Annotated in this window: 25 protein-coding genes; 11 read left to right on the top strand and 14 right to left on the bottom strand. The window is 73.1% G+C overall.

The genetic code is table 11. The features are described 5' to 3' along the window. Window positions 1–35 precede the first annotated feature (35 nt). Window positions 36–818, top strand: coding sequence for an SGNH/GDSL hydrolase family protein (locus tag ACIHEI_RS25760; protein WP_396608237.1), 783 nt, complete (start codon window positions 36–38; stop codon window positions 816–818). Window positions 819–1,077: 259 nt separating this feature from the next. Here ACIHEI_RS25760 and ACIHEI_RS25755 read toward each other — a convergent pair whose 3' ends face one another. Further along, entirely contained in the window at window positions 1,078–1,488 is a 411-nt protein-coding gene (locus tag ACIHEI_RS25755; RefSeq protein ID WP_387633721.1) for an organic hydroperoxide resistance protein, read from the bottom strand. Window positions 1,489–1,642: 154 nt separating this feature from the next. Here ACIHEI_RS25755 and ACIHEI_RS25750 point away from each other — a divergent pair, with 154 nt between their 5' ends. Beyond that, window positions 1,643–2,167: a MarR family winged helix-turn-helix transcriptional regulator gene (locus ACIHEI_RS25750; protein WP_396608236.1), complete on the top strand. Its 525-nt coding sequence runs from the start codon at window positions 1,643–1,645 to the stop codon at window positions 2,165–2,167. A gap of 48 nt (window positions 2,168–2,215) precedes the next feature. Here ACIHEI_RS25750 and ACIHEI_RS25745 read toward each other — a convergent pair whose 3' ends face one another. The 3 genes from ACIHEI_RS25745 to ACIHEI_RS25735 form a co-directional block, all read right to left on the bottom strand. After that, complete coding sequence (locus ACIHEI_RS25745) at window positions 2,216–3,235, bottom strand: acetamidase/formamidase family protein (protein WP_387864513.1); 1,020 nt, start codon at window positions 3,233–3,235, stop codon at window positions 2,216–2,218. Beyond that, window positions 3,232–4,638 (bottom strand): APC family permease, encoded by a 1,407-nt coding sequence (locus tag ACIHEI_RS25740; RefSeq protein ID WP_396608235.1) that lies wholly within the window; start codon window positions 4,636–4,638, stop codon window positions 3,232–3,234. The genes ACIHEI_RS25745 and ACIHEI_RS25740 overlap by 4 nt, the downstream gene beginning before the upstream one ends. Window positions 4,639–4,750: 112 nt before the next feature. Next, entirely contained in the window at window positions 4,751–5,848 is a 1,098-nt protein-coding gene (locus ACIHEI_RS25735) for an ABC transporter substrate-binding protein (protein ID WP_396608234.1), read from the bottom strand. A 76-nt stretch (window positions 5,849–5,924) separates the two neighbouring features. On the opposite strand from ACIHEI_RS25735, the gene ACIHEI_RS25730 reads away from it, so the two are divergent. Next, the gene (locus ACIHEI_RS25730) at window positions 5,925–6,377 is read left to right on the top strand and encodes a MarR family winged helix-turn-helix transcriptional regulator (protein WP_387633731.1); all 453 of its coding nucleotides are present in this window, start codon (window positions 5,925–5,927) and stop codon (window positions 6,375–6,377) included. 17 nt (window positions 6,378–6,394) lie between these two features. Here ACIHEI_RS25730 and ACIHEI_RS25725 read toward each other — a convergent pair whose 3' ends face one another. Next, complete coding sequence (locus ACIHEI_RS25725; RefSeq protein WP_387633733.1) at window positions 6,395–6,664, bottom strand: DUF2630 family protein; 270 nt, start codon at window positions 6,662–6,664, stop codon at window positions 6,395–6,397. Window positions 6,665–6,883: 219 nt separating this feature from the next. Between ACIHEI_RS25725 and ACIHEI_RS25720 the strand changes: the two genes are divergently transcribed. Beyond that, the gene (locus ACIHEI_RS25720; protein WP_387633734.1) at window positions 6,884–7,273 is read left to right on the top strand and encodes an SCO5389 family protein; all 390 of its coding nucleotides are present in this window, start codon (window positions 6,884–6,886) and stop codon (window positions 7,271–7,273) included. Between the two features lie 68 nt (window positions 7,274–7,341). On the opposite strand, the gene ACIHEI_RS25715 is transcribed toward ACIHEI_RS25720, so the two are convergent. Further along, on the bottom strand, window positions 7,342–8,775 hold the full coding sequence (locus ACIHEI_RS25715) for an MFS transporter (protein WP_396608233.1): 1,434 nt from the start codon (window positions 8,773–8,775) through the stop codon (window positions 7,342–7,344). Between the two features lie 398 nt (window positions 8,776–9,173). Between ACIHEI_RS25715 and ACIHEI_RS25710 the strand changes: the two genes are divergently transcribed. Then, window positions 9,174–9,752, top strand: a complete 579-nt coding sequence (locus tag ACIHEI_RS25710; RefSeq protein WP_396608232.1) for a TetR/AcrR family transcriptional regulator — start codon at window positions 9,174–9,176, stop codon at window positions 9,750–9,752. A gap of 17 nt (window positions 9,753–9,769) precedes the next feature. Here ACIHEI_RS25710 and ACIHEI_RS25705 read toward each other — a convergent pair whose 3' ends face one another. Both ACIHEI_RS25705 and ACIHEI_RS25700 read right to left on the bottom strand, forming a co-directional pair. Further along, on the bottom strand, window positions 9,770–10,375 hold the full coding sequence (locus ACIHEI_RS25705; protein WP_392943734.1) for a TIGR03086 family metal-binding protein: 606 nt from the start codon (window positions 10,373–10,375) through the stop codon (window positions 9,770–9,772). Between the two features lie 137 nt (window positions 10,376–10,512). Continuing rightward, window positions 10,513–11,082 (bottom strand): DJ-1/PfpI family protein, encoded by a 570-nt coding sequence (locus ACIHEI_RS25700; protein WP_387633742.1) that lies wholly within the window; start codon window positions 11,080–11,082, stop codon window positions 10,513–10,515. A gap of 286 nt (window positions 11,083–11,368) precedes the next feature. Here ACIHEI_RS25700 and ACIHEI_RS25695 point away from each other — a divergent pair, with 286 nt between their 5' ends. Then, the gene (locus ACIHEI_RS25695; RefSeq protein WP_396608231.1) at window positions 11,369–12,169 is read left to right on the top strand and encodes a tyrosine-protein phosphatase; all 801 of its coding nucleotides are present in this window, start codon (window positions 11,369–11,371) and stop codon (window positions 12,167–12,169) included. Window positions 12,170–12,180: 11 nt separating this feature from the next. Here ACIHEI_RS25695 and ACIHEI_RS25690 read toward each other — a convergent pair whose 3' ends face one another. Together ACIHEI_RS25690 and ACIHEI_RS25685 are read right to left on the bottom strand one after the other, a co-directional pair. Beyond that, window positions 12,181–12,867: a VOC family protein gene (locus ACIHEI_RS25690; protein ID WP_387633746.1), complete on the bottom strand. Its 687-nt coding sequence runs from the start codon at window positions 12,865–12,867 to the stop codon at window positions 12,181–12,183. 34 nt (window positions 12,868–12,901) lie between these two features. After that, window positions 12,902–13,906 carry a PHP domain-containing protein gene (locus tag ACIHEI_RS25685; protein ID WP_392943742.1) on the bottom strand — a complete coding sequence of 335 codons (1,005 nt, stop codon included), beginning with the start codon at window positions 13,904–13,906 and terminating at the stop codon, window positions 12,902–12,904. 211 nt (window positions 13,907–14,117) lie between these two features. Here ACIHEI_RS25685 and ACIHEI_RS25680 point away from each other — a divergent pair, with 211 nt between their 5' ends. The 3 genes from ACIHEI_RS25680 to ACIHEI_RS25670 all read left to right on the top strand — a co-directional run bounded on the left by ACIHEI_RS25680 (window position 14,118) and on the right by ACIHEI_RS25670 (window position 18,119). Next, complete coding sequence (locus ACIHEI_RS25680; protein ID WP_396608230.1) at window positions 14,118–15,044, top strand: diiron oxygenase; 927 nt, start codon at window positions 14,118–14,120, stop codon at window positions 15,042–15,044. A gap of 120 nt (window positions 15,045–15,164) precedes the next feature. Beyond that, on the top strand, window positions 15,165–16,163 hold the full coding sequence (locus ACIHEI_RS25675) for a phosphotransferase (protein ID WP_396608229.1): 999 nt from the start codon (window positions 15,165–15,167) through the stop codon (window positions 16,161–16,163). Between the two features lie 459 nt (window positions 16,164–16,622). Further along, complete coding sequence (locus ACIHEI_RS25670) at window positions 16,623–18,119, top strand: MFS transporter (protein ID WP_396608228.1); 1,497 nt, start codon at window positions 16,623–16,625, stop codon at window positions 18,117–18,119. Window positions 18,120–18,140: 21 nt separating this feature from the next. Here ACIHEI_RS25670 and ACIHEI_RS25665 read toward each other — a convergent pair whose 3' ends face one another. Both ACIHEI_RS25665 and purB read right to left on the bottom strand, forming a co-directional pair. After that, the gene (locus tag ACIHEI_RS25665; protein WP_396608227.1) at window positions 18,141–18,794 is read right to left on the bottom strand and encodes a hypothetical protein; all 654 of its coding nucleotides are present in this window, start codon (window positions 18,792–18,794) and stop codon (window positions 18,141–18,143) included. Between the two features lie 202 nt (window positions 18,795–18,996). After that, on the bottom strand, window positions 18,997–20,436 hold the full coding sequence (gene purB, locus ACIHEI_RS25660; protein WP_392943750.1) for an adenylosuccinate lyase: 1,440 nt from the start codon (window positions 20,434–20,436) through the stop codon (window positions 18,997–18,999). A gap of 130 nt (window positions 20,437–20,566) precedes the next feature. Here purB and ACIHEI_RS25655 point away from each other — a divergent pair, with 130 nt between their 5' ends. After that, the gene (locus ACIHEI_RS25655) at window positions 20,567–22,759 is read left to right on the top strand and encodes a HelD family protein (RefSeq protein ID WP_396608226.1); all 2,193 of its coding nucleotides are present in this window, start codon (window positions 20,567–20,569) and stop codon (window positions 22,757–22,759) included. Between the two features lie 32 nt (window positions 22,760–22,791). Next, entirely contained in the window at window positions 22,792–23,148 is a 357-nt protein-coding gene (locus ACIHEI_RS25650; RefSeq protein WP_396608225.1) for a DUF6204 family protein, read from the top strand. A 2-nt stretch (window positions 23,149–23,150) separates the two neighbouring features. Here the strand turns inward: ACIHEI_RS25650 and ACIHEI_RS25645 are convergent, their stop codons facing one another. Together ACIHEI_RS25645 and ACIHEI_RS25640 are read right to left on the bottom strand one after the other, a co-directional pair. Further along, window positions 23,151–24,068, bottom strand: coding sequence for a DUF2797 domain-containing protein (locus tag ACIHEI_RS25645; RefSeq protein WP_396608224.1), 918 nt, complete (start codon window positions 24,066–24,068; stop codon window positions 23,151–23,153). Window positions 24,069–24,079: 11 nt separating this feature from the next. Continuing rightward, window positions 24,080–24,523 (bottom strand): MarR family winged helix-turn-helix transcriptional regulator, encoded by a 444-nt coding sequence (locus ACIHEI_RS25640; protein WP_387633766.1) that lies wholly within the window; start codon window positions 24,521–24,523, stop codon window positions 24,080–24,082. Between the last annotated feature and the right edge of the window lie 82 nt (window positions 24,524–24,605).

Raw genomic sequence — 24,605 nt, 5'->3', positions numbered from 1 at the left:
GCGTAGGTCACTTCACACAGTGAACTATCTCCTCCATGGCCGACTACCAGGAGACCCTCGACCTCAGTTCCTACGCCGCACTCGGTGACAGCTTCACCGAGGGCCTGAACGACCCCGGCCCCGACGGGAAGTTCGCCGGCTGGGCCGACCGGCTGGCCGGAATGCTGGCCGAGCGGCGCCCGGAGTCCGATCTCCGGTACGCCAACCTGGCCGTGCGCGGCCGCCTGCTGGACCAGATCGTCACCGAGCAGGTCCCGAAGGTTCGCGAGCTCCAGCCCGATCTGGTGACGTTGTGCGCCGGCGGCAACGACATCCTGCGTCCGGGCAGCGACCCGGACCTGATCGCCGAGCACTTCGAGTCGGCCGTGCTGGAACTGCGCGAGCACGCCGGGAAGGTGCTGATCTGCACCGGCTTCGACACCCGCAACGTGCCGGTGCTGCGCCACCTGCGCGGCAAGGTCGCAACCTACAACTCGCACCTGTGGGCGATCGCCGACCGCAACGGTCTCGCCGTCGCGGACCTGTGGTCGCTGCGGGCGGTGCACGACCGCCGGGCCTGGTCGGACGACCGGCTGCACCTGTCGCCGGAGGGCCACCAGCGGGTGGCGCTGCTGGCGGCGCGCGCCCTCGGCCTGACCGAGGTCGGCGACCCGGAGGCCGCCTGGCCGCCGGCGCCGGTCACCACCCCGGCCGAGCAGCGCCGGGAGAACCTCCAGTGGGCCCGCACCTACCTGCTGCCGTGGGTGGGCCGCCGCCTGCGCGGCGAGTCGTCCGGCGACCACATCGAGGCGAAGCGCCCGGAACTGCTCCCGCTCTGACCCGACCCGGCCCGCCCGAGGCACAATCCACGCGACCCGAGACCCGATCCACCCGGCCCGGACGCAACCCACTCGGCCCGAGCCCCAATTCACCACCGCCAGACCCGACTTCGACCCAGCCATGCCCAGACCCAGCCATGCCCAGGTCCGAACATGCCCAGGCCCGGCCATGCCCAACAGCGCCTGGACACCACTGCGGGCCGCCCCGCCCCCACGCGGTCGGCGGCCCGCAGTCCCCAGGTGAGACCCCTGCCTCGCCTTACTCGACGACCAGCTCCACCGGAACGTTCCCGCTGATCGCCTTGGAGTACGGGCAGACCTGGTGGGCCTGCTTGACCAGCTGCTCACCGGTCTCGCCGGCCAGCTCCTCGGGCAGTTCCACCCGCAGGACGACCGAGAGGGCGAAGCTGGTCTCGTCCTTGCCGATGGTGACCTCGGCGGTCACCGAGACGTTCGAGACGTCGACCTTCGCCTGCCGGGCGACCAGGCCGAGCGCTCCGGAGAAACAGGCCGCGTAGCCGGCCGCGAACAGCTGCTCGGGGTTGGTGCCCACGCCGTCGCCGCCCAGCGCCGGCGGCAGCGACAGCTTGAGGTCGAGCTTGCCGTCCGAGCTGACGGAGCGGCCCTCGCGGCCGTTCGAGGTGGCAACTGCGGTGTAGAGCGGTTCCATTCCGAGCTCTCCTGTCTCGTCCATACCTGATCTCAGACCGGTGTCCGGCAGCGTTTCCGCCGGCGCCGTCTCCGGCCTGCCCTGTCCTGCCCCGTAACTACAGCACACAATTCAATTGCGCACAACTGAATCGGCCGCTTGCTACCCTTGAGCCATGACCAGCCACGACGAAGAGGACGAAGCCAGGGCCGGGACCGGCACCGACCCGACGATCACGACGCTGGAGGAACTCGCGGCCGCAGGCTCCGACCTGCTCCTGCTCGACCAGCAGATCTGCTTCTCGCTGAGCGCCGCCTCCCGCGCGTTCGGCAGCGTCTACCGGACGGCGCTGAAGGATCTGGGCCTGACGTACCCGCAGTACCTCGTGATGCTGGTGCTCTGGCAGCACCGCGAACTCCCCGTCAAGCAGCTCGGCGAGCGCCTGCGGCTGGACTCCGGCACGCTCTCCCCGCTGCTCAAGCGGCTGGAGGCGACGGGGCTGATCGCCCGCGAGCGCAGCCCGCAGGACGAGCGGTCGGTGATCGTCTCGCTGACCCAGGCCGGCCGCGACCTGCGCGAGCCCGCCCGCGCCGTCCCGCGCCACATCGGCGCCGCGGCCGGACTCCCCCTGTCCGACCTGCGCACCCTGCGCGAATTGCTCACCCGCCTGACCGCGAACCTGGACGCGGCCGGCGCCTGAGCGTCGAGAATCCTCAACACGCAGGCGCCGGGGCCGCGTTGAAAAGACCTACCGGTGCCGCAGGTATGCCGCCGCGGTCGCGCGCAGCCGCTCGTGCAGGCCGTCGTACGCGCGGGCCCGGCCGAGGACGGACTTCGGCAGCTTGGCGACCATCGTGTAGTTGGTGTCGCAGACGTTCGCGGCCGGCGCCAGTCCGGCCTGGCTGACCAGCTGGTACGCGTCGAGCTGGTCCAGGCCGAGGAGTTCGCCGGTCCAGCCGACCAGGTCGTGCTGGCTGATCCGGAAGGCGTCCTCCAGCGGGCGGGCGGAGCCGGTGCTGATCAGGTAGTCGTCGTTCTCCAAGCGGGGCCAGGCCGGCCCGCCGCCCTTGATCAGGTCGACGATCACGGTGGTGCGCATCGCGGCCTCGACGGCGGTGCCGCACACCTCGCCCTCGCCCTGGCGGGCGTGGCCGTCGCCGATGGCGAGCAGGCCGCCGTCGACGTTGACGCCGAAGTAGGCGGTGGTGCCGGCCCGCATCTCGGGGGTGTCCAGGTTGCCGCCGTGCGCTCCGGGGGTGATCGAGGCCAGCACCTCGCCGGCGGCGGGGGCGACGCCGACGGTGCCGTGCATCGGGTCGAGCGGCAGCGCGACGGTGAAGTCGCTGCCCCGGGCCCGGAAGTGGCACAGGCCGGCGGCGACGTCCAGGTCGTAGATCCAGACCCGTTCCTCCAGCGCGGGGTGCAGCATCGCGGTCTGGTGGGTGGCGGTGAGCGCCCCGAAGTGCGGGAAGGTGCTGGAGATGCCGTAGTCCCGGGCGGGGGTGATCTCCACGAAGTGCACCGCGAGGACGTCCCCGGGTTCGGCCCCGGCGACGGCGATCGGGCCGGTGACGGGGTTGAGGTACGGGAAGACGCAGACCTGGCTGGGCAGGTCGCCGGTGCCGCGCACCTTGCCGCCGAAGCAGTCCTCGGTGGTCAACTCGACGATGCTGCCGGGCTGAACGGTGGTCAGCGGGGCGCGTCCGCCGAAGGTGTAGGCCCAGTCCTCCGGCGCGGGGGTCAGCTGGACGATCTCGGGCAGGGTCACTTGTCGGTCTCCTCGGAGGTGGTGTCGGCGACGGCCAGTCGGGGCTTGCGGCCGGTCAGCATCAGTCCGGCCAGCACGATCCCGCCGATCAACAGCCAGACGAAGCCGAGCCGTTGGGCCGCGATGTTGGCGTTGACGACGACGTAGGCGAGGATCGCGAAGCCGAGCAGCGGGGCGATCAGGTGGCGCCAGTAGTCCGTGCTGCGCTTGCGGATCAGGTAGTGGACGACGACGGCGACGTGCAGCACCAGGAAGGTGGTCAGCGCACCGAAGTTGACCAGCGTGCTGAGCAGGGTGATGCCGTCCTCGCGCGAGGCCGTGTACAGGCCGAGCACCAGCGAGATGCCGGCGGTCAGCAGGGTGGCGTTGACGGGCACCCGGCGGGTGGGGTGGATCTTGGCGAGGAATCGGGGCAGTTGGCGGTCGCGGGCCATCGCGAACAGCAGCCGCGAGGTGGCCGCCTGCGCGACCAGGGAGTTGGCGAAGCCCCAGGCCACGGCGGTGGACGCGGCGGTCAGGGTGGCCAGCCAGCCGCCGCCGGCGGCGCGGGCGGCGTCGTAGAAGGCGGTGCCGTTCGGGTCTCCGTCGGCGATCAGCGCGTCCGGGTCGGCGACCAGCAGCGAGGCCACCCAGGTCTGCACGATGAACAGTGTGCCCGCGAGCAGCAGCGCGGCCACCATCGACCGGCCGATCGCCTTGGTGGAGTCGCGGTTCTCCTCCGAGAGGGTGGAGATGCCGTCGAAGCCGAGGAAGCTGAGCACGGCGATCGAGACCGCGCCGAAGGCCAGGTGCCACGAGAAGTGGTGCGAGTTGTACAGCGGCGTGAGATCGAAGCCGCGGCCCTTGCCGTTCGCCAGCGCGATCACGCCGACCACCAGGAACACCGCGAGCACGACGAGTTCGCCGATCAGCACCGCCTTGTTGACCTTGGCGGTGGTCTCGATGCCCAGGTAGTTGACGACGGTGTTGAGCAGCACGAAGCCGACCAGCCACAGCCAGACCGGGACGGACGGCACCAGCGAGTTCATCGCGACGCCGGCGATCAGGTAGAGCAGGCCCGGCACCAGCACGTAGTCCAGCAGGATCATCCAGCCGGACAGGAAGCCGACCGGTGCGCCGATGCCGCGCCCGGCGTAGGTGTAGACCGAGCCGGCCATCGGGAACGCCCGGGACATCTGGGCGTACGACAGGGCGGTGAACATCATCGCCACCATGCCGAGGACGTAGGCCAGGGCGACCATGCCGCCGGAGCCCTGGAAGACGCCGCCGAAGATGCCGAAGGGGGCGATCGGCACCATGAAGACCAGCCCGTAGACGAGCAGGTCGGTGAAGGTCAGGGACCGGCGCAGCTCCTGTTGGTAGCCGTAGTCCTCGATGCCTTGGTGCGCGGGTGTGTCGGCCATGGTGCTCTCTCTCCGTGACGACCCTGCGGGTGTGTGGGGGAGACTGTAGAGCGAAGTATTTCCATATGGAAGGGTTTTGCGAGGGCGTTCCACCGACTGAGAAAGCGGGCGCTCAGCGGTCTTCGCAGGTCAGCTGCCTTGACGCGGCGACAGGACGGCGAAACCGGCCCCCTCGGCCCGGGCCAGGTGCACGGCGCGCCGCGCCCCGCCCAGCAGCCGGCCGGCCGCCCGGGCCAGCCCGTGCGGCTCCAGGGCGTGACGGTGCGCGAGCGCCGCGAGCAGCTGCAGGCCCGTCGTAGAGACCGACGGCGTACGCGTCCAGCACGGGCGCCCACGGCCCGCACAGCGCCCGGTGCCGCTCGCCGAGCAGCTGCCGGGGCTCCTCGGCGAGGGTGGCGAAGGACGGCATGGCGGCGTACAGCGTCCCGGTGTCGTCGCCGCCGAGAGCGAGCAGTCCGTTCTCCTCCAGCGCCCCGGACAGCCGGACGATTCGGCGGTCGAGTCCGCTGCGGCGCAGCGCGCGGTTGAAGTGCACCAGGTCGCGGCCGATCAGGCTGAGCAGCAGAGCGTCGGCGCGGGCCGTGCGCAGCGCCTCGAGCAGTGGTTCGACGGCCGGTTGGACGGCCCCGAACGGGACGCGGCGCTCCAGCACGATCCTGGCTCCGGCGCGGGTGGCGAGGGTGGCGGCGGCGCGGTGGACGGAGCGCGGCCAGATGTAGTCGTTGCCGATCAGCGCCCAGCGGCGCAGTCGGTGACGCTCCGTCAACATGCCTACCGCCCCGGCGAGTTGACCGGTCGGGTCGGTGCCGGTGCACAGGACGCCGGGGCGGCGGGTGCCGCCTTCGTGCGGCGGGGTGTAGATGTAGGCGATGCGTCCGGCGGCGACGGTTTCGACGGCACGGTGGACGTCGCTGGTGTGGCAGCCGGCCAGGGCGTCGAGGGCGCCGGCGTCGAGCAGCCGGCGGACTTCGGCGGCCACGGGGTGGGGTGCGCCGCCGCCGTCGACCAGGACGAGGTCGAGGGGGCGGCCGAGGATGCCGCCGCGGGCGTTGATCTCGTGCGCGGCGAGCAGGGCGCCGTCGAGTGCGGACGGGCCGGTCAGTCCGAGCGGGCCGGACTGCGGCACGACGAGGCCCACCCGGAACGCGCCGCCCTCCCTGGGGAGGTGGAGCGCGTCGAGCGGGTCGACCAGCCTGGCATCCAGCGTCACCAGTGCGAGTATGGTCGGGATGTCGGCCCCGGGAAAGCCCGCGAGGCTCGGGGGGACCTCGGAACGGGAGGGTCGGATGGCCATGAGGAGCGCTGCCGCGCACACCACCGCCGCGCCCGGTCCGGCGGGCTCGCCGCCGCTGCTGGTGGAGCTCGTGGCGCTCGCCCACCGCCGGCTCACCTCAGGGCTGGCGACGGCGCTCGCCGAGGAGGACTGCACGGTCGACCAGTGGCGGGTGCTGCGGGCGCTCGCGGACGGCGAGGGCCGATCCATGGGCGAGTTGGCGCAGGCGCTGTTGATTCCGCAGGCCAGCCTGAGCCGCCTGGTGGACGCCCTCGCGGATGCCGGGCTGGTCTACCGGCGCCAGGACGACCAGGACCGCCGCCGGATCACCGCCCACCTCTCCCGCCAGGGCCGCACCCGCCTGACCCGCCTCGACGCCCTCGCGGCCGCCCACGACGCCGCCGTCCGCGCCGCCTGCGGCCTCCCCGACCCCACGGCGCCGCTCACCCGCCTCGCGTCGATCTGACACCGGGCAGCCCGCGGCTACGACTCGTAGCGTTCGATCTCCTCGACGCTGCGGACGCCGGCCTGGTTCGGGTCGTCGCCGGCGTCGGTGCGGGCCCGGCGCTGGCGCAGCAGGTCCCAGCACTGGTCGAGCTGTTCTTCCAGGTCCTTGAGTTCGCGCTGTTCGGTGGACTGGTCGATGCGGCCTTCGGAGAGCGCGGCGCGCAGTTTCCGTTCCGCGTCGACCATGGCGCTGATCCGGTCCAGGATGCGGCGGTCGGTGGCGCCGCCCTTGCCCTGCTCGTCCATCGGAGGCCTCCTCACGGTCCGCCCTGTTCCTCACTCTAGGAAGCCGGGATGCGGCCCGCCACCAGGGCCGATCGGGGCGGCGGGCCCTTCGCGGCGGGGCGGGTTGACCCGAAAGGGGGAGCGTAATTGACAGGGCATCAGGGGGCTTGCCAGGATCACTTATTGAAAACGACTTCCACTTCCATTCCGATTCCATTCCGCCCCCGAAAGGCCACCCCCATGTCGCTGGACGTCTCCCCCTCCCTGCTCACCCTGGCCGAGCGCGACGAGGTCGCCGACGCCGACTTCCTCGCCACCGTCCGCACCTCGCTGCCCTACGCGTACCGGCTGGTCAACGACCTGACGGCCGAACTCGCCACCAGCGACGCCGAGTTCGCGGACAACACGGTCGCCCCGACCGACGCCGAACGCGCCCAGCTGCTGCGCGCACTGGCCAGCGACTCGATCCGCGGGGCGCTGGAGCGGCACTTCTCGGTGAAGCTGGCCTTCCAGAACTGCCACCGCCTGGCGGTCTTCCACCCGCACACCGAACACACCGACGCCTACCGGAAGTTCACCTCCATCCGGGCCCAACTGCTGAACCAGTCCCCGGAGTTGCGCGACTGCTGACCGCACGCCGAACACCCGCCGCCCCGAAGACTGCACCGGGGCGGCGGGTTCAGCGCATCCAACTCGGCTCAGCCGAGGGTGACCTCGGTGTCCCGCTGGGCGGCCGCGGGCTCCACCGGCGCGGGTACCGGCCGGGTGCGACGGGACGGCACCAGCAGTGCGGCGAGCGCCGCGGCCAGGCAGAACGCCGCGAGCAGCGCGAAGCCGTGGGTGTAGCCGGACTCCATCGGGCGGCCGGAGGGCTGGAGGTGGCCGGTGACCAGGCCGGTCATCAGCGCGGCGCCCATCGAGCCGCCGATGGTGCGGATGTTGGCGTTCATGCCGGTGGCGGCGCCGGTCTGGGCGGTCGAGACGCTCTGCACGATCAGGTTGCTCATCGAGGCGAACGCCAGGCCGATGCCGAGCCCGAACACCCCGGCCGCGACGGCGACGTCCGCCGGCGTCTGGTGCCGGGCGGCGAGCAGCGCGCAGGCCACGGCACCCAGCAGCGCGCCGGTGACCAGCTGCGCCTTGGCGGGAAAGCGGCCGGCCAGGCGCCCGCCGAGGATGCCGGAGACGAACATCGCGCCGACCATCGGCAGCATCAGCAGGCCGGCGCCGGTGACGGTGGAGCCGAAGCCGTAGCCCGCGCTCGTGGGGGTCTGGACGAAGCCGGGCAGGAACGCCCACACGGCGTACATGCCGCCGCCGAACAGCAGGGCCGCAGTGTTGGTGGTCCACACGGCGTGCAGCCGCATCACCCGCAGGTCGATCAGCGGGTTGCGCGAGCGGGCCTCGTTGAGCACCCAGAGCGCGAACAGCACGACGGCGGCGGCCAGCAGGCCGAGCACCCGGGCCGATCCCCAGCCCCACTGGGCGGCCTGACTGACCGGCAGCAGCAGCGCCACCAGCCAGCCGGAGAGCAGCACGGAGGAGGTCCAGTCGACGCCGCCCTCGCTGCGGGTCGGCGACTCGGGGACGTAGCGCCAGGCGAGCAGCACGGTGGCGGCGACCACGATGACGGGGAGCCAGAACAGCCAGCGGTAGTCCAGCGCGCCGACGATCGGGCCGGCCAGCACCATGCCGAGGCCGCTGCCGACGGCGATCACGGCGGACAGGTTGCTGATGCCGGTGGGCACCCGCCCGGCGGGGAACTCGTCGCGAATGATGCCGAAGGACAGCGGGAACAGCGCACCCGCGATGCCCTGGAGGACGCGCGCGATCAGCAGCACGGTGATGTCGGGGGCGAGCGCGGCGACCAGGCAGCCGGTCAGCAGCGCGACCAGCGCCGCGACCAGGGTGCGCTTCTTGCCCACCAGGTCGCCGACCCGGCCGAGGATCGGGGTGAACACGGACGCGGACAACAGGTAGGCGGTCATCACCCAGGTGACGGTGGACTGCGAGGTGTGCATCGCCTCCTGAACGATCGGCAGGGCCGGCGTGATCAGCGACTGGAGCAGCGCGAACACGCCCGCTCCGACGGCGAGCACGCCGAAGGTGACGCGGTGGGACTGGCGATTCATCGAACCCTCTCGGGACTCGGGTCGCGGCGCACGGGAACAACGGCGCGCCACGGCGCACAACTGGCAGGCAGACGCCCGAACGGGCGGTGGTGCGGAGCAGAAACGGACGACGGGTCAATGCCGGTACGGTCAAACAGAATTGACGACAGCGGTGCACGTTCCGTCAGTTCGGATTGACGACCGCGATGCCGGTACGGTCAACCCTGTTTGACGGCAGCGGTGCCGGCACAGGGCGCCGGCACGGGGCGCCGGCACGGGGCGGCGCGGGTGCTGCGGAGAGCCCGTCGCCGACGGGCGACAGGCCGAAGCCAGGGCCCCGGTGCTAAAGTCGAGGCATGCCTCCAGATTAGCGGAGGTGAGCCTCCGGTTCAATCCGGATGTGTCGAAACGAGGTCACCGTGTCCGAACCGATCTCCGTCGGCGAGTTCCTCGCTGCCCGGCGCCCGCGCCGCGCCGACGCCGCGCGCAACTTCGACGCGCTGCTCACCGCCGCCCGTGAGGCCTTCGCCGAACACGGCGCCGACGCCTCCCTGGAGGACATCGCCCGCCGGGCCGGCGTCGGCATCGGCACCCTGTACCGCAACTTCCCCACCCGCCGGCACCTCTTCGAGGCCGTCTACGCCAACGAGGTCGAGGACCTCGCCCGGGTCGCCACCGGCCTGGCCGACCGGCCGTCCTGGGACGCCCTGGTCACCTGGCTGCGCCGCTTCGTCGACTACGCGATGACCAAGCGCGCCATCCGCGAGGCCCTCCAGGGCGAGGAGTCCGCCGTCTTCCTCGCCTGCCGCCGCTCCATGTACGACGCCGGCACCCCCCTGCTGGAACGCGCCCAGCAGGACGGCAGCGTGCGCACCGACATGAACATGGACGACCTGCTCCGACTGGTCTCCGGCATCGCCTCCGTCGCCTTCCCGGACGACAAGCAGCGCGCCAAGGTCCTCGCCATCGCCCTGGACGGCATCCGCCCCCGCCCCTGACACCTCCCGTTCGACGATCAGCCGCTCCCGAACGGGTTCGCGGCGTCCCGGCCCACCAGAGCCAGCAGCCTGGTCTGCGGATCGGCGTCGGCCGCCACCGGCACCGCGTCCGCGAACAGGCCCGAGGCCGCCAACGCGCCTGCGTGCGGGGCGACTTCGGCCAGTCCGAAGCTCACCGCCGCCGGATCCATCCGGGCGTCCGCGCCGATCCCGGTGGCCAGGTCCCAGCCGTGCACGATCGCGTCCACCGTCATCTCCCGGGCGTACCCGGCCGCCCGCCGCTGCCCGTAGGAGAGGTGGACGGTGCGCCGCAGCGCGCCCGGCGCGGCGAACGCGGCCCGGGCGGCGTCGGCGGCGGCCGTCCATGCCGCCACCGGGTCGTCGCCGAGCATCTCCCCGTCGTAGCGGTCGCCGACCTCGGCGACGGTCGCTCCGTCGAGCAGGTCGGGCACCCACAGCTGTTCGTAGGTGAGATGCCCGACCAGCTGACGGACCGTCCAGTCGGTGCACGGGGTGGGGGCCTGCCAGCGGTCGTCGGGCACGGCGCGGACCAGCCGGCCGAAGTGGTCCAGGGCCTGGGCGTGCAGCGCGAGCAGGGCCTGGTCGTCGAGGTGTGTCGCCATGGGCCCACGCTTGCCCGCCCGCGCCTCCCGGGCAAGGCGACACCCCGTGGCCCGGACGGACCGCTCCCCGGCCCCGGACGGACCGCTCCCCGACCCTGGACCACTCGTCCAGGCCCGGCCTACTCGTCCAGGCCGGCCTACTCCTCGACCGGGGCCTTCTCGCGCAGCAGCTCCACGAACGCGCGCATCCACGCCGGGTGGTCCGGCCAGGCGCGGGCGGAGACCACGGTGCCGTCCACCACCGCGTCCCCGTCCACGAAGCTCGCCCCGCCGGCGGCCACGTCCGGCTCCAGCGCCGGGTATGCGGCGGTGCGGCGGCCGGCCATCGAACCCGTCCGCAGGGTGATCAGCGGGCCGTGGCAGATCTGCGCGAGCGGCTTGTCGTCGGCGACGAAGTGCGCGACGATCCGCTGCACCTCCGGGTTGTTGCGCAGGTACTCGGGCGCCCGGCCGCCGGGCAGCACCAGCGCCACGTACTGCGCCGGGTCCACCTCGTCGAACGCCAGGTCGGCGGGCCAGGTGTAGCCGGCCTTCTCGGTGTAGGTGTCGAAGCCCTCGACGAAGTCGTGCACCACGAACTGCAGGGTCTTCCGGGTGGGCGCGGCAATGTGCACCTCGTACCCCTCCTCCAGCAGCCGCTGGTAGGGGTAGAACACCTCCAGCGACTCGGCCGCGTCGCCGGTGATGATCAGGATTTTCGCTGCCATTCGGGGCTCCCGTCCCTCCGCGCGTCCGGCACACCGCCCACCCCGGCGGGGCCCGCGCTGCCCACCCTGCCCGCTGACGCGTCGTCAGGCAATGGGGCGCGCGCAGCACACGGCGCGCGGTCGGGGCGTGCGCTCCGCCGCTCGATGCAGCGTCCCGCCCGGCAGGGGGTACTCCGGGGGCGACCCGCCCGGGGCCCGCCTAGCGTGCTGACGGGGCCGGTCTCAGGGCGACGTTCGCGATGCCGTCGGGCCCCGCCACCGCAGGTCCGCCGGCAGGGAGGTCGCCATGCAGCACTCGCACATCGTTGACTCCGCCACCGTCGCCAACCTGCGCGATCTCGGCGGCATCGACCTGCCCGGCGGCGCCCGGGTCCGCTCCGGACTCGCGCTGCGCTCCGGCCAGTTGGACCGGCTCGACCCGTCCGGCGACCCGATGTTCGAGGCGCTCGGCGTGCGCACCGTGATCGACCTGCGCAGCGGCGCCGAGCGCACCGCCTACCCGGACCGGGTGCCCGGCGGGGCGCACCTGCTGGTCGCCGATGTGCTCGCCGACCGGGCGGGCAACGGCGTGGCGACCGCGCTGACCGCCGCGCTGGAGGACCCGGCCGGCGCCAACCGCACCCTCGGCGGCGGCCGTGCCGCGCTCGCCCTGACCGAGGACTACCGCGCCTTCGTCACCTCCGCCGCCGCCCGGCACGCGTACAAGCAGCTGCTCACCGCCCTCGCGCACCAGGGCGGCGGCCCGGTGCTGTTCCACTGCACGGCGGGCAAGGACCGTACCGGCTGGGGCGCCGCGCTGATCCTGCTGCTGCTCGGCGCGGACGAGGAGACCGTCCGCACCGAGTACCTGTCGGTCGATCCTGCGGTGCACGTCCGGTACGCCCCCGTGCTGGAACGTTTCCTCGCCGGGGGCGGCGACCCGGAGATCGCCGACGCGATCCTCTCGGTCCGCGCCGAGTACCTGGCCGCCTCCCTGGACACCCTCGCCGACCACTGGGGCGACCCGGAGAGCTACGCCCGGGCCGCCCTCGGCCTCAAGGACGAGACCCTGGAGAGCCTCCGCGGCCGCCTGGTCCAAACGTCCTGACCGGACCGGCGTCAGCCCGCCGCGCCGGCCGCGCCGACGCAGGCCTCGTTGCCCTCGGGGTCGGCCAGCACCCACAGGGCCGGGGCGTGCTCGTCCGTCACCACCCGGCCGCCGGCGGCGATCGCGGCGGCGACCCGCTGCTCCGCGACGTCGTACGGCACCCACACGTCCACGTGCACCCGGTTGCGCTGCGGCCGGGGCTCGTCCATCTGCTGGAAGTAGAACGGCGCGCCGCGGCGGGCCGGGTCGATCAGGTCCTCGGGGCTGCCGGCCCGGTCGCGGTAGCCGAGCAGCGCGCGCCAGAAGGCGACCACGGTGGGCATTTCGAGGGCGTCCAGGGTGACCTGCACGGTCTGCACCGCGTGCGGTTCGGCGACCGCGCCGAACGCGCGGGCGGCCGCGGAGATCCGTCGGGCCAGCTCGATGTGGCGCTCCGTCAGCCCGTAGAGCTCGTCGGTGGCGGCGATCAGCCGGACGGTGACGCCCTCGGGCCGCAGGTCGATGTCCGGCGCGCCGAAGCCGTCCACGGCGGTGGCGATCGCGGCCACCAGCCGGGCGCCGTCGGCGAAGGAGCCGGTGCGGAAGAACGTGCACGCCCCCTCGCCCAGGACCCGCCAGTCCTCCGTGCCGGGCGCGGCGTGGAACGCCAACGGCCGGATCCTGCTGTCGGTCCCCACCTGAAGCTGATCATCAGTCATCCGGGCAGGGTAGCGCCGGAGTCCGACAACCCGATCAGCGGGCCGCGGTCCAGGCCAGCAGGTGGTCGACCGACCAGGCGGTGAGGATCCGCTCGGCGTCCAGGCCCAGCGCGGCGGCGCGTTCGCAGCCGGTGATCTGCCAGTCGAGCTGGCCGGGGGCGTGCGCGTCGGTGTCGATGGTGAACAGGCAGCCGAGGTCGGCGGCGAGGGTCAGCAGGTCGTCCGGCGGGTCCTGGCGGTCGGGGCGGCAGTTGATCTCCACGGCGGTGTCGTGCTCCCGGCAGGCGGTGAAGACCGCCTCCGCGTCGAACTCGGACTGCGGGCGCGGCTTTCCGCCGAGCCGCCGCCCGGTGCAGTGGCCGAGCACGTCGACCAGCGGGTTGCGGACGGCCGCCAGCATCCGACGGGTCATCGCGGCGCTGTCCATCCGCAGCTTGGAGTGCACCGAGGCGACCACCACGTCCAGCCGGCCGAGCAGTTCCTCGTCCTGGTCGAGCGAGCCGTCGTCGAGGATGTCGCACTCGATGCCGGAGAGCAGCCGGAACGGGGTGAGCCGGCCGTTCAGGTCCTCGATCACGTCGAGCTGTTCGCGCAGCCGCTCGGCGCTCAGACCGTTGGCGACCGTCAGGCGCGGCGAGTGGTCGGTGAGCACGGCCCAGCGGTGGCCGAGGTCGCGGGCGGTGCGCGCCATCAGTTCGATCGGGGCGCCTCCGTCGGACCAGTCCGAGTGCAGGTGGCAGTCGCCCTGGATCTTCTCGCGCAGCCGGAGCCCGGCCGTGGACGGCGCGGGCCCGGCGGCGGCCCGGGCCTCGGCCTCCAGCAGGTACTGCGGGGTGCGTCCCGCCGTCGCGTCGGCGATCACCCGGGCGGTGACGGGCCCGACGCCCGGGAGGCGCTCGGCGGTGGCGACGTCGACCGGCCCGGCGGGCAGCCCGGTGGCGGCTTCGGCGGCGGTGCGGAACGCCTTGACCCGGTACGGGGAGGCGAGTTCACGTTCCAGCAGGAAGGCGATGCGTTCCAGGGCGGTGACCGGATCCATGCGGCCAGTCTGCGCGGGGCCGCAGGGGGTCGCATGCGGGCCGCAGCCGGACGGCAGCGACGACAGCGACGACAGCGACGGCAGCGGCGGCAGCGAGGGCACGAATGGACGGCCGGGGCGCCGGTGATCTGCGCGAAACCCTTGTTGACACTCTGTCTCATTGGTTTACTCCTCCTGGAGCCCCTGCCCCCGCGACCTCCGGAGCCCGCCCATGCCCGACACCACGGCCCCCACCGGAACCATCGCCCAGCAGCGCAACGCCGACCGCGAACTCAACGCCGCCCGCCTGCTGCGCGCCTCCGCCAAGCACTCCTTCGACCCGCTCACCGAGATCGACTGGACCGCCCCCGTCGACCCCGACCACTACGCGCTGCCCGCCCACCGCGTCGCCCTGTACGGCACCCCGCTCTGGGAACGCCTCGACGAACGGCAGCGGGCGCAGCTGAGCGTCCACCAGTTCGCGTCCACCACGGCGGCCGGCATCTGGTTCGAACTGGTCCTGATGGAAGGTCTGATCCGGCACGTCTACGAGAACGACCTGACCACCGGCCACGCCCAGTACGCGCTGACCGAGGTCGCCGACGAGTGCCGGCACTCCACCATGTTCGCCCGCTACATCACCGCGACCGGCTACCCGTCCGCCCGCCCCACCAGGCGCGCGGACCGGCTCGGGCGGCTGCACTTCCTGCTCAACGACACCACGATGACCTTCGCCGGGGCGATCTTCGTCGAGGAGTTCACGGACGCGATGCAGCGGGAGATGATCCGCGACGAGAGCCTGCAGCCGCTGGCCCGCTCGGTCGCCCGCATACACGTCGTCGAGGAAGCCCGGCACATCGGCTACGCCAAGCCCGAACTCGAACGCCGCTGGGCCCGGATGCACCCCGCCCGCCGCGCCGTCTTCCGCCGTGCCCTCGCGACCCTGGCCCGCCAGTCCGTCGCCGAGATCGTCCACCCCCGCGTCTACACCCTCGCCGGCCTCGACCCCACCGAGGCCCGCCGCGCCGCCGCCACCAACCCGCACTGGCGCCAGGCCCGCATCGACTGGTCCCGCAAGGCCCTCGACTTCTTCACCGACCTCGGCATCGTCACCCCCGCGACGGCCCGCGCGTGGCGCCGCGGGTCGCTGCTCCCCTGACCCTGTCCATGGCCCTCCGCCTGCCCGAGCAGGAGATCTCTATGCTGGTGCGTCTGTGCCCACGGCGGCAGAAGACAGCCGGCCGCGGATCGATGCGGGCACTCCGGAGGGGGAGCGGGAATGACTGCTGCGCGAAAGTTCGCCGACGCCGAATCGCTGACCCCGGTGATACGGGAGGTCTTCGGCACCGACCGCCGCGTCACCGGAGTCGACCGGCTGCTCAAGGGAAGCAAGAAGGGCGTCTACCGGGTCACGCTGGACGACGCCACGAGCACGATCGTCTACGTCTGGAACGCTGACGAGGACTTCTGGGACGGGCTGCTCCCGGACGGCCACGACGACCCGTCGAACCCGTTCGCCCACGCCTCCGGTCTCGACTTCCTCGAGGGTGCCACCCGCCGGCTGGAGGCGGTCGGAGCCCGTTCGCCGCGGCTGATGCTCGCCGATCGCAGCAAGAACCTGTACCCGGCCGACATCGCCGTCGCGGAGGACATCCGCGGCGGAACGCTGGAGGCCCTGCTGGAACGCGATCCGGACGCCGGCCGACGCACGCTCGCCCGGCTCTCCGACATGCTGCGGCGCATGCACGCCCACCGTGCGCCGGCCTTCGGGCGGGTGGCGTGGATCGACGGCGGGGGCGCACCGCCGGACGGGAGCTGCGAGCAGGCGTACTTCGAGCGGGCGCTGGTGAACATCGCCACCGCCGTGTCCCGTGACGTCCGCGCGGCCGAGGGCGAGGCCGTGCTGACGGAGAAGCTCCGCGTCCTGCGCGCGGCACTCGAGCCGCGTGCGGAGTTCGGCGTGGTCCACGGCGAACTGTGCGCGGAACACACGCTCGTCGGGCCGGACGGGGAACCCGTCCTCATCGACATCGAGGGCCTGATGTACACCGACATCGAGGTGGAGCACTGCTGGATGCGGATGCGTTTCGGCCCGCACTACGAGGCGCTCCGCAACCCGGACCTCGACCCTCGGCGCATGAACTACTACCAGTACGTCATGCACCTGGACCTGGTCGGCGGCCCGCTGCGGATCGCCGACGGCGACTTCCCGAACCGGCAGTGGATGCTCGACGTGGCGGACTACCACCTGCGGAAGGCACTCGCCTACCAGGCCTGAGTCGGCCGCGAGTCCTCCCTCCGACCGCCCCGGCCGCCCGCACCGCGCCCCGCCTTCGCCCCCGCCAGCCGGCAACCCGCAGGGCGCGGTGGGCTGGTCCCGGCCACCCACACCGCAACCTCCCCCCACGGCCGCCCGCAGGGCAATCCCCCTCCGCCCCACCAACCGCGCACAGCGCACTCCCCCATCCCCCAACCGCCCCCACCGCGCCCCCGCCGGCCGGCAACCCGCAGGGCGCGGTGGGCTGGTCCCGGCCACCCACACCGCAACCTCCCCCCGCGGCCACCCACACCGCAACCTCCCCCCACGGCCGCCCGCAGGGCAATCCCCCTCCGCCCCACCAGCCGCGCGCAGCGCACTCCCCCATCCCCCAACCGCCCCCACCGCGCCCCGCCGGCCGGCAACCCGCAGGGTGCGGTGGGCTGGTCCCGGCGCGGGTCCTGGCGGAGGATTCGTTGCGTGAGCGAGGATGCGGCGGGTGTGGCCGGCGGAATTCGGCTGGGGACTGGGCGTGGGCGGTGGGTCGTCGCGGCGACGGCGCTCGGGTCCGGGATGGCGTTGCTGGACGGCACGGTGGTGAACGTCGCGCTGCCGCGGATCGGTGAGGATCTGGGGGCGAGTCTCGCCTCGCTCCAGTGGACGATCAACGCCTACATGCTGACGCTCGCCGCGCTGATCCTGCTGGGCGGTTCGCTCGGTGACCGTTTCGGCCGGCGCCGGGTGTTCCTGATCGGGGTGTGCTGGTTCGCGCTGGCCTCCGCGGGGTGCGCGGCGGCGCCGACGGTGGAGGTGCTGATCCTGGCCCGGGCGTTGCAGGGCATTGGTGGCGCGCTGCTGACGCCCGGTTCGCTGGCGATGCTTCAGGCGGTGTTCCACGAGGACGACCGGGCGGGTGCGGTGGGCGCGTGGTCGGGTTTCGGCGGCGTCGCGGCGGCGGTCGGGCCGTTCCTCGGTGGCTGGCTGGTGGACGGCCCGGGCTGGCGGTGGATCTTCCTGCTCAATCTGCCGCTGGCGGCGGTCGTGGTGGCGGTGACGGTCCGCCATGTCCCGGAGACCCGCGACCCGGACGAGCAGGGCCGGTTCGACGTGCTGGGTGCGCTGCTCGCGGCGCTCTCCCTGGCGGGGATCACGTACGCGCTGACGGAGGCGGGTTCCGGTCTGACGCCGGCGGCGGCCCTCGCGGGGCTGGCGGGTGTGGCGCTGGCGGCCGCGTTCATCTTCGTCGAGCACCGTTCGGCGAATCCGATGCTGCCGCTGTCGCTGTTCCGGTCCCGGCTGTTCACGGTGGTCAACCTGGTCACGCTGTGCGTGTACGCGGCGTTCAGTGGGGTGTTCCTGCTGCTGACGGTGCAGTTGCAGATCGTCGCCGGGTTCACGCCGCTGCTGTCGGGGGTGGCGCTGGTCCCGATCACGGTGCTGATGCTGCTGTTCTCGGGGCGGGCGGGCCAGTTCGGCCGTGCGGTCGGGCCGCGGATCCCGCTCACCGCGGGCCCGCTGCTGGTGGCGTGCGGCGTGCTGCTGATGCTGCGGATCGGCCCAAACGCGAACTACTGGCTGGACGTGCTGCCCGCCGTGACCGTCCAGGGCGCGGGCATGACCCTGCTGGTCGCCCCGCTCACCGCGACCGTCCTCGCCGCCGTCGACGTCCGCCGCGCGGGCATCGCGTCCGGCGTGAACAACGCGGCCGCCCGCGCCGCGGGCCTGTTCGCCGTCGCGGCGATCCCGCCACTGGCCGGTCTGAGCGGTGAGGCGTACCGGATCCCGTCCGAGGTGGACAGCGCTTTCCGGACGTCCATGCTGATCTGCGCGGGGCTGCTCGCCGCCGGCGCCGCGATCGCCTTCACCACCATCCGCTCCGACGCCCTCGCCCCGGCCCACCCCGTCGCCGAGCCCGACTGCGACTGGTACTGCTCCCCGACCTCCCCGCCGATCCATCCGAACCACGAGGAGGCCTGACGGCGCGTCGCCCGAGGCCGTTTACTTCAGGACGGCGGTCACGGTGGGAATCGGCATCGTGTGGGGCCCCGTCGGCCCGGGGGTCGGCACTCCGGTCGGCTGTTGCGGTGCCGTCGTCGTCGGGTCGGGGTAGACGGGGGGCTTGATCGGTACCCCGGTGGGCGCGGGCTTCTGCGTGACCGGTGTTCCGGTGGGCGTGGGCGCCTTCGTGGTGCCACTGGGAGCCGGCATGGTCGTGCCGATGGGTCCCGGCCCCGGAGGCGTCGTCGTCGGCCCCGGGCCCGGTGAGGTCTCGACGTACCCCCAGCTGACGTCGATGGGGCCGCCCTTGGGGTCACCGCCGAGCGCCACGAAAGCCCCGAGCGACAGATCGAGGTCGTGGAGCGGCATGCCGGCGGGCCCGCGGTCGAGGACGGTCGCGACGATCGACGTCCCGCCGTGCTGGATCCAGACCGACTGGAAACAGTGCGGCGTCGAGTATCCGTTGCCGAACTCGCCGGGGCTCAGTGCCACCACCAGGTCGCCCGGCACCGATGACTGGCCACAAGCACCGAGACCCACGGGGTAGTGCGTCGCCCGTCCCGTGTAGGCGGCGCTGGGCGAGGCCGTCGCCAGCGTGATGCCGCCGGCGAGCAGCAGCGCAGCCGCTCCGGTCTTCGCCGTTCGTGCCCTCATGAACTCCTCTTCTCTGCCGGCCCGCGCCGATCGGCGCCGGTGGGCACCACGCTCGCAGCCCCCGCTCACGCCTGACTCACGTTCGGCGTGCGCGGGCCTGGTCAGCGGCGTGCCGCCCGGTCGTCGCACGCGCCGAAGCCCCGAAGAGCACCTGCGGGTGCAGGGCCCTCCGGGGCTTCGCGAAGGCGGCGGGGCGGCAGCGTCAGAGAATGTCGCCCGGCGCGTACTTGGCGGCCTCCGGGTGGGCGGCGGCCACGGCCTCGATGCGGCGGACGAGTTCGCCGACCTGGGCGGCGGCGGCGCCGGTGAAGGAGAGGCGGTCGGCGAGGAGTGCGTCGATCGCGTCGCGGTCGAGCGGGATCCGGGTGTCGGCGGCGAGCGCCGGCACCAGGGTGTTCTCGCGGGCGCCCTCGCGCATCGCCAGCGCGGCGGCGACGGCGTGCTCCTTGATGACCTCGTGCGCGGTCTCCCGGCCGACGCCGGCCCGGACGGCCGCCATCAGGACCTTGGTGGTGGCCAGGAACGGCAGGTAGCGGTCGAGTTCGGCCTCGATGACGGCGGGGAAGGCGCCGAACTCGTCGAGGACGGTGAGGAAGGTCTCCAGCAGGCCGTCGAAGGCGAAGAACGCGTCCGGCAGCGCGACCCGGCGGACCACGGAGCAGGAGACGTCGCCCTCGTTCCACTGGTCGCCGCCGAGCTCGGCGGTCATCGAGGCGTAGCCGCGCAGGATGACGGCGAGGCCGTTGACGCGCTCGCAGGAGCGGGTGTTCATCTTGTGCGGCATCGCCGAGGAGCCGACCTGGCCGGCCTTGAAGCCCTCGGTGACCAGCTCGTGGCCGGCCATCAGGCGGATGGTCTTGGCGATGCTGGACGGGCCGGCGGAGAGCTGGACCAGGGTGGAGACCACGTCGTAGTCGAGCGAGCGCGGGTAGACCTGGCCGACCGAGGTGAAGACGTTGTCGAAGCCGAGGTGGCCGGCGACCCGGCGCTCCAGCTCGGCAAGCTTGTCGGCGTCGCCGCCCAGCAGGTCGAGCATGTCCTGGGAGGTGCCGACGGGGCCCTTGACGCCGCGCAGCGGGTAGCGGGCGATCAGCTCTTCCAGGCGGGCGAAGGCGACCAGGACCTCGTCCGCGGCGGTCGCGAAGCGCTTGCCGAGGGTGGTGGCCTGGGCGGCGACGTTGTGCGAACGGCCGGCCATCACGAGCTCGCCGTACTGGGCGGAGAGGCGGCCGAGGCGGACCAGGACGGCGACGGTGCGGTCGCGGACGTGCTCCAGCGACTGGCGGATCTGCAGCTGCTCGACGTTCTCGGTGAGGTCACGCGAGGTCATGCCCTTGTGGATCTGCTCGTGCCCGGCGAGCTCGGAGAACTCCTCGATGCGGGCCTTCACGTCGTGCCGGGTGACCTTCTCGCGGGCGGCGATGGACGCCAGGTCGACCTGGTCGACGACGCGCTCGTAGTCGGCGATCGCGGTGGCCGGCACCTCGATGCCGAGGTCCTGCTGGGCCTTCAGGACGGCCAGCCACAGGTGGCGCTCGAGGACCACCTTGTGCTCGGGGGACCACAGCTGGGCCAGGGTCGCCGAGGCGTACCGGGAGGCCAGGACATTGGGGATCTTGGGCTTCGCGCTCACGCTTCGCAAGCCTAACAGTCGAGGTCAGGAGGTAGTGCAGCGCATCCGGTGTACGGGTGGACGGACGGCCGGGTAGCATGGCCGGTTATCACCAGATCGACTCTCGACTAAACAACTTCCTCAACGCAAGGATATCACGTTGACCGAACAGATGGCAAGCGACGCCGTCCTCACGGCCGAACTCCGCACCGAGCAACGCCGGTTGACGGAGCTGTACGCCCGCCTCGACATCCTGCGCGAGCAGGCCCGCACCGCCCTCGAGCAGGCCGGCGCCGAGCACACCGGACCGGGCGGCACCCGGCAGGCCCGGCTGGAGCAGGAGGTGGTGCTCGCCGAACGCACCCGCCGGCTGGCCCGGCTGACGGCCGTCGAGCGCGGCCTGTGCTTCGGCCGGATCGACGGCCTCGACGGCACGGTCCGCCACCTCGGCCGGATCGGCCTGCTGGACGAGGAGTTCGAACCACTGCTGCTGGACTGGCGGGCCCCGGCCGCCCGCCCGTTCTACACCGCGAGCGCCGCCGACCCGGCCGGCCTGCTGCGCCGCCGTCATCTGCGCACCCACCGGCGGGAGGTGGTCGGCCTGGACGACGAGGCGTTCGACCTGGACGCGCTCGGGGACGACGGCCGGCGCACCCTGGTCGGCGAGGCGGCGCTGCTGGCCGAGCTGCGCCGGGCCCGGACGGGGCGGATGCGCGAGGTGGTGGCGACCATCCAGGCCGAGCAGGACCGGGTGATCCGCTCGGGGCTGCACGGCGCGGTGGTGGTGCACGGCGGTCCCGGCACCGGCAAGACGGTGGCCGCGCTGCACCGGGCCGCGTACCTGCTGTACACCCACCGGGAGGTGCTGGAGCGGCGCGGCGTGCTGGTGATCGGCCCGAACCGGGCGTTCCTGCGCTACATCGAGCAGGTGCTGCCCTCGCTCGGTGAGACGGAGGTGCTGCTGCGCACCCTCGGCGAGCTGTTCCCGGGGGTGCGCGCGGTTGACGCGGACCAACCGGAAACCGCTTTTCTGAAGGGTTCGCTAAAGATGGCGGACGTCCTCGCCGAGGCGGTGCGCCTGCACCAGCGGCTGCCCGCCGGGGACGGCCGGATCGAGGCGCTCGACCTGCCGCTCCCCCGCCGGCTGCTGGCCGCGGCCCGGGAGCGCGCCCGCGGCCTGCGGCTGCCGCACAACGCGGCCCGCGCCGAGTTCCTGCGCGCCTCCCTGCACAGCCTGGCCCGCACCCGCGCCGACGCGATCGGCCGCCCGTGGGACGAGGAGGAGGCCCGGTACGCGCCCGGCGAACTGTGGGCCGAGCCGGAGGTGCGGGCCGCCCTGGACGCGCTGTGGCCACTGCTGACCCCGCACCGGCTGGTCGAGTCGCTGCTCGCCGACCCGGAGCGCCTCGCCCCGTCCCTCTCCCCCGCCGAGCGCACCGCCCTGCGCCGGGCGCCCGGCGCGCCGTGGGCGGTGGAGGACGTCCCGCTGCTGGACGAGGCCGCCGAACTGCTCGGCAGCGACGGCGCGGAGCGGCGCCGGGTCGCCACCGAGCAGGGCCGGGCCCGGGCCGACGCCGAGGCGTACGCCCGCGGAGTGCTGCAAGTGACCGATCAGGAGGGCGAGTTGGACGCGATGGCACTGGCCGAGCGGCATGCCGACGCGGGGCGGTACCGCTCGACGGCGGAGCGCGCCGCGGCGGACCGGGAGTGGACGTTCGGTCATGTGGTGGTGGACGAGGCGCAGGAGTTGTCGGCGCTGGCCTGGCGGATGGTGATGCGGCGGCTCCCGACCCGTTCGCTGACGGTGGTCGGCGATCTGGCCCAGACCTCCTCGGCGGCGGGCGCGCACGACTGGCAGCAGATGCTGGGCCGCTACCTGGGCACCCGCTGGCGGGAGGAGCGGTTGAACGTCAACTACCGCACCCCGGCCCCGATCATGGCGGTGGCCGCGGCGATGCTGGCGGCGGTCGATCCGGCGGCGCGGGCCCCGGAGTCGGTGCGGGCGGACGGCGAGGCGCCGCGGGCCGTGCCGGTCGAGGACTACCGGGCTCAGCTGCCGGCCCTGCTGGCGCTGGACGGGCCGGGCACCACGGGTCTGGTGGTGCCGGACCGGCGGCTGGCCGAGCTGGCGCATCTGGGGGCGCTGACTGCCGTGCAGTGCAAGGGACTTGAGTTCGACGCAGTGGTGGTGGCCGATCCGGCGGCGATCCTGGCGCAGTCCCCGCGCGGCGGCCACGACCTGTACGTGGCGCTGACCCGGGCCACCCGCCGGCTGACCGTCGCCCACCACGGCCCGCTGCCGGAGCCGCTGCGGGCGGCCTTCTCGAACACCGGCCGGGCGGAAATGGGGTGATCGGGACAGGCCGGGCGGGTTAGGGTCCCGCCATGACGACTCGTACGTTCCGGATCATGGTGCGCGGTTCCTTCGACGCCCTCACGCCCGAGCAGCACGCCGAGCTGACCGCCGCGGCGGCCGAACACGACGTGCTGCAGGCGAAGTTCACCGACGAGGGGCATCTGACGTACGACCTGTCGGCGCGTCCGTTCTTCACCTTCCGGTTCCTGGAGTACGGGGAGGCGGAGGAGGACATCGTGGCGGCCTCCGTGCGGGCCGAGACGGCGGCGGAGCTGTGGCTGACGAACCGGGGGTACGGCTACAAGAACCTGAAGTCGCAGGCGCAGGACATGTCCTTGGCGGCGGTGGGCGCCCGGGGCAAGCAGGAGGCCCGAAAGAAGAGCTGACGTCAGAACAGCGTGTCCTGCTCGGCGGCGGGGCGGGCCCGGGGCAGCAGGGTGAGGCCGTCGCAGCTGTCGGCGGCCTCGGCGTGCAGGGTCCAGCCGGTGAGCAGGCGGGTGTCGAGGAGCAGCGGGGGGCCGGCCGGCGGGTCGAGGAAGAGGTGGCCGCCGATCGGGCGGCGCAGTCGTCCGGTCAGGCGGGCGCCGTCGCTGAGTGCTTTGACCTGCTGGTACTGCTCGGGGGCGCCGGCGGCGAGGCCGTACAGCTCGACCTGGTCGGTGACGGGGTGGTCGGGCAGCAGGGTGACGGGGTGCTCGGCCAGGAGTTGGTGGGCGCGGGTGCGGCCGGCGGTGAGTTCGGCGTGCCGGTCGGCGGGGGTGGGCAGCGTCCACCAGGCGGGGTACTTGGCGGCGGCGGGGATCCGTTCGCGGGCCAGTTTGGCGTGGGCGACGGCGAGTTCGGCGCGGCGGACGGCGGGCAGCGGTCCGCGGGCGAGGAACGTCCAGGTGAGGGCGGCCTGTTCGAGCAGCCGGACGGTGCCGCGTTCTTCGGCGGTGAGGCCGATCTTGAGCAGGCCGGGGCCGAACCAGGCGAGGTAGAGCCGATAGGTGCGGCCGTCGTCGAGGATGCGGTCGCGGGCGAGTTGCAGGCCGCGGTCGGCGCTCTGGCAGCTGGGGCACTGGGTGGTGGTGCCGTCGGGTTCGATGTGCGCGTGGTGCGGGCACGGGCGGTGGCCGCGGGCGGTGGTGGCGCCGGTGCATTGGCGGGGGCCGGCGATCCGCCAGGCGACGGGGAGGCCGTCGGTGAGCGGCCGGGTGTGGCTGGTGCGGCCGTCGGTGGCGGTGAGGCGGGGTGCGCCGTCGTGCCAGCGAAGGCCGGTGGAGGTCCATCCGTTCGCCTGGTGCATCCGGTGAGCGTAGGGCATGCGACGGACAGTCAGGGGCGCAGCAGGGGCAGGACCTGTTGGCAGAGCCGGGACAGGGCGGTGCGTTGCTCGGCGTCGAGGCTGTCGAAGGCGTGGCGGGCGCGGGTCATGTCGTCGCGGATCCGGTCGAGGACGGCGCGGCCGTCGTCGGTGATGGTGACGATCTTGACGCGGCGGTCGGCGGCGGCGGCTTCGCGGCGGGCCAGGCCCAGTGCTTCGAGGCGGTCGACGATGCCGGTGACGTTGGAGGCGTCGCAGCCGAGGCGTCCGGCGAGGGCGCGCATCGGGACGGGTTCGAGGACGGCTTTGAGTGCTTTGGCCTGCGAGGAGTTGAGCCCGTGGCGGGCCGCGGCGGCGGCGAAGTCCTGGAAGTAGGCCGCGCCGACCGCGGCGACCTGCTCCATGAGTTCGGGGGTGGTGGGTGCGGCGGTGCCGGTGCCTGTGGTGCTGCCCATGGCGGTCAGGGTACGCCCATCGTTTCAGTGCCTCAAGTATTGAGTGAGGCAAGTAGTCGGGAGGTCCGGAAGCGAGGCAGGC

It is taken from the genome of Kitasatospora sp. NPDC051984, assembly GCF_044593455.1.
Lineage (GTDB): Bacteria > Actinomycetota > Actinomycetes > Streptomycetales > Streptomycetaceae > Kitasatospora.
This window is presented reverse-complemented; position numbering and strand designations above follow the sequence as displayed.

What these genes read in the sequence shown, in the direction of transcription:
- ACIHEI_RS25675 (WP_396608229.1), top strand. Translation starts at nt 15,165, where the DNA reads ATGACTGCTGCGCGAAAGTTCGCCGACGCCGAATCGCTGACCCCGGTG.
- ACIHEI_RS25680 (WP_396608230.1), top strand. Translation starts at nt 14,118, where the DNA reads ATGCCCGACACCACGGCCCCCACCGGAACCATCGCCCAGCAGCGCAAC.
- ACIHEI_RS25760 (WP_396608237.1), top strand. Translation starts at nt 36, where the DNA reads ATGGCCGACTACCAGGAGACCCTCGACCTCAGTTCCTACGCCGCACTC.
- ACIHEI_RS25730 (WP_387633731.1), top strand. Translation starts at nt 5,925, where the DNA reads ATGGCCATGAGGAGCGCTGCCGCGCACACCACCGCCGCGCCCGGTCCG.
- ACIHEI_RS25705 (WP_392943734.1), bottom strand. Translation starts at nt 10,375, where the DNA reads ATGGCGACACACCTCGACGACCAGGCCCTGCTCGCGCTGCACGCCCAG.
- ACIHEI_RS25650 (WP_396608225.1), top strand. Translation starts at nt 22,792, where the DNA reads ATGACGACTCGTACGTTCCGGATCATGGTGCGCGGTTCCTTCGACGCC.
- ACIHEI_RS25720 (WP_387633734.1), top strand. Translation starts at nt 6,884, where the DNA reads ATGTCGCTGGACGTCTCCCCCTCCCTGCTCACCCTGGCCGAGCGCGAC.
- ACIHEI_RS25750 (WP_396608236.1), top strand. Translation starts at nt 1,643, where the DNA reads ATGACCAGCCACGACGAAGAGGACGAAGCCAGGGCCGGGACCGGCACC.
- ACIHEI_RS25640 (WP_387633766.1), bottom strand. Translation starts at nt 24,523, where the DNA reads ATGGGCAGCACCACAGGCACCGGCACCGCCGCACCCACCACCCCCGAA.
- ACIHEI_RS25740 (WP_396608235.1), bottom strand. Translation starts at nt 4,638, where the DNA reads ATGGCCGACACACCCGCGCACCAAGGCATCGAGGACTACGGCTACCAA.
- ACIHEI_RS25645 (WP_396608224.1), bottom strand. Translation starts at nt 24,068, where the DNA reads ATGCCCTACGCTCACCGGATGCACCAGGCGAACGGATGGACCTCCACC.
- ACIHEI_RS25665 (WP_396608227.1), bottom strand. Translation starts at nt 18,794, where the DNA reads ATGAGGGCACGAACGGCGAAGACCGGAGCGGCTGCGCTGCTGCTCGCC.
- ACIHEI_RS25755 (WP_387633721.1), bottom strand. Translation starts at nt 1,488, where the DNA reads ATGGAACCGCTCTACACCGCAGTTGCCACCTCGAACGGCCGCGAGGGC.
- ACIHEI_RS25690 (WP_387633746.1), bottom strand. Translation starts at nt 12,867, where the DNA reads ATGACTGATGATCAGCTTCAGGTGGGGACCGACAGCAGGATCCGGCCG.
- ACIHEI_RS25725 (WP_387633733.1), bottom strand. Translation starts at nt 6,664, where the DNA reads ATGGACGAGCAGGGCAAGGGCGGCGCCACCGACCGCCGCATCCTGGAC.
- ACIHEI_RS25700 (WP_387633742.1), bottom strand. Translation starts at nt 11,082, where the DNA reads ATGGCAGCGAAAATCCTGATCATCACCGGCGACGCGGCCGAGTCGCTG.
- ACIHEI_RS25695 (WP_396608231.1), top strand. Translation starts at nt 11,369, where the DNA reads ATGCAGCACTCGCACATCGTTGACTCCGCCACCGTCGCCAACCTGCGC.
- ACIHEI_RS25685 (WP_392943742.1), bottom strand. Translation starts at nt 13,906, where the DNA reads ATGGATCCGGTCACCGCCCTGGAACGCATCGCCTTCCTGCTGGAACGT.
- ACIHEI_RS25715 (WP_396608233.1), bottom strand. Translation starts at nt 8,775, where the DNA reads ATGAATCGCCAGTCCCACCGCGTCACCTTCGGCGTGCTCGCCGTCGGA.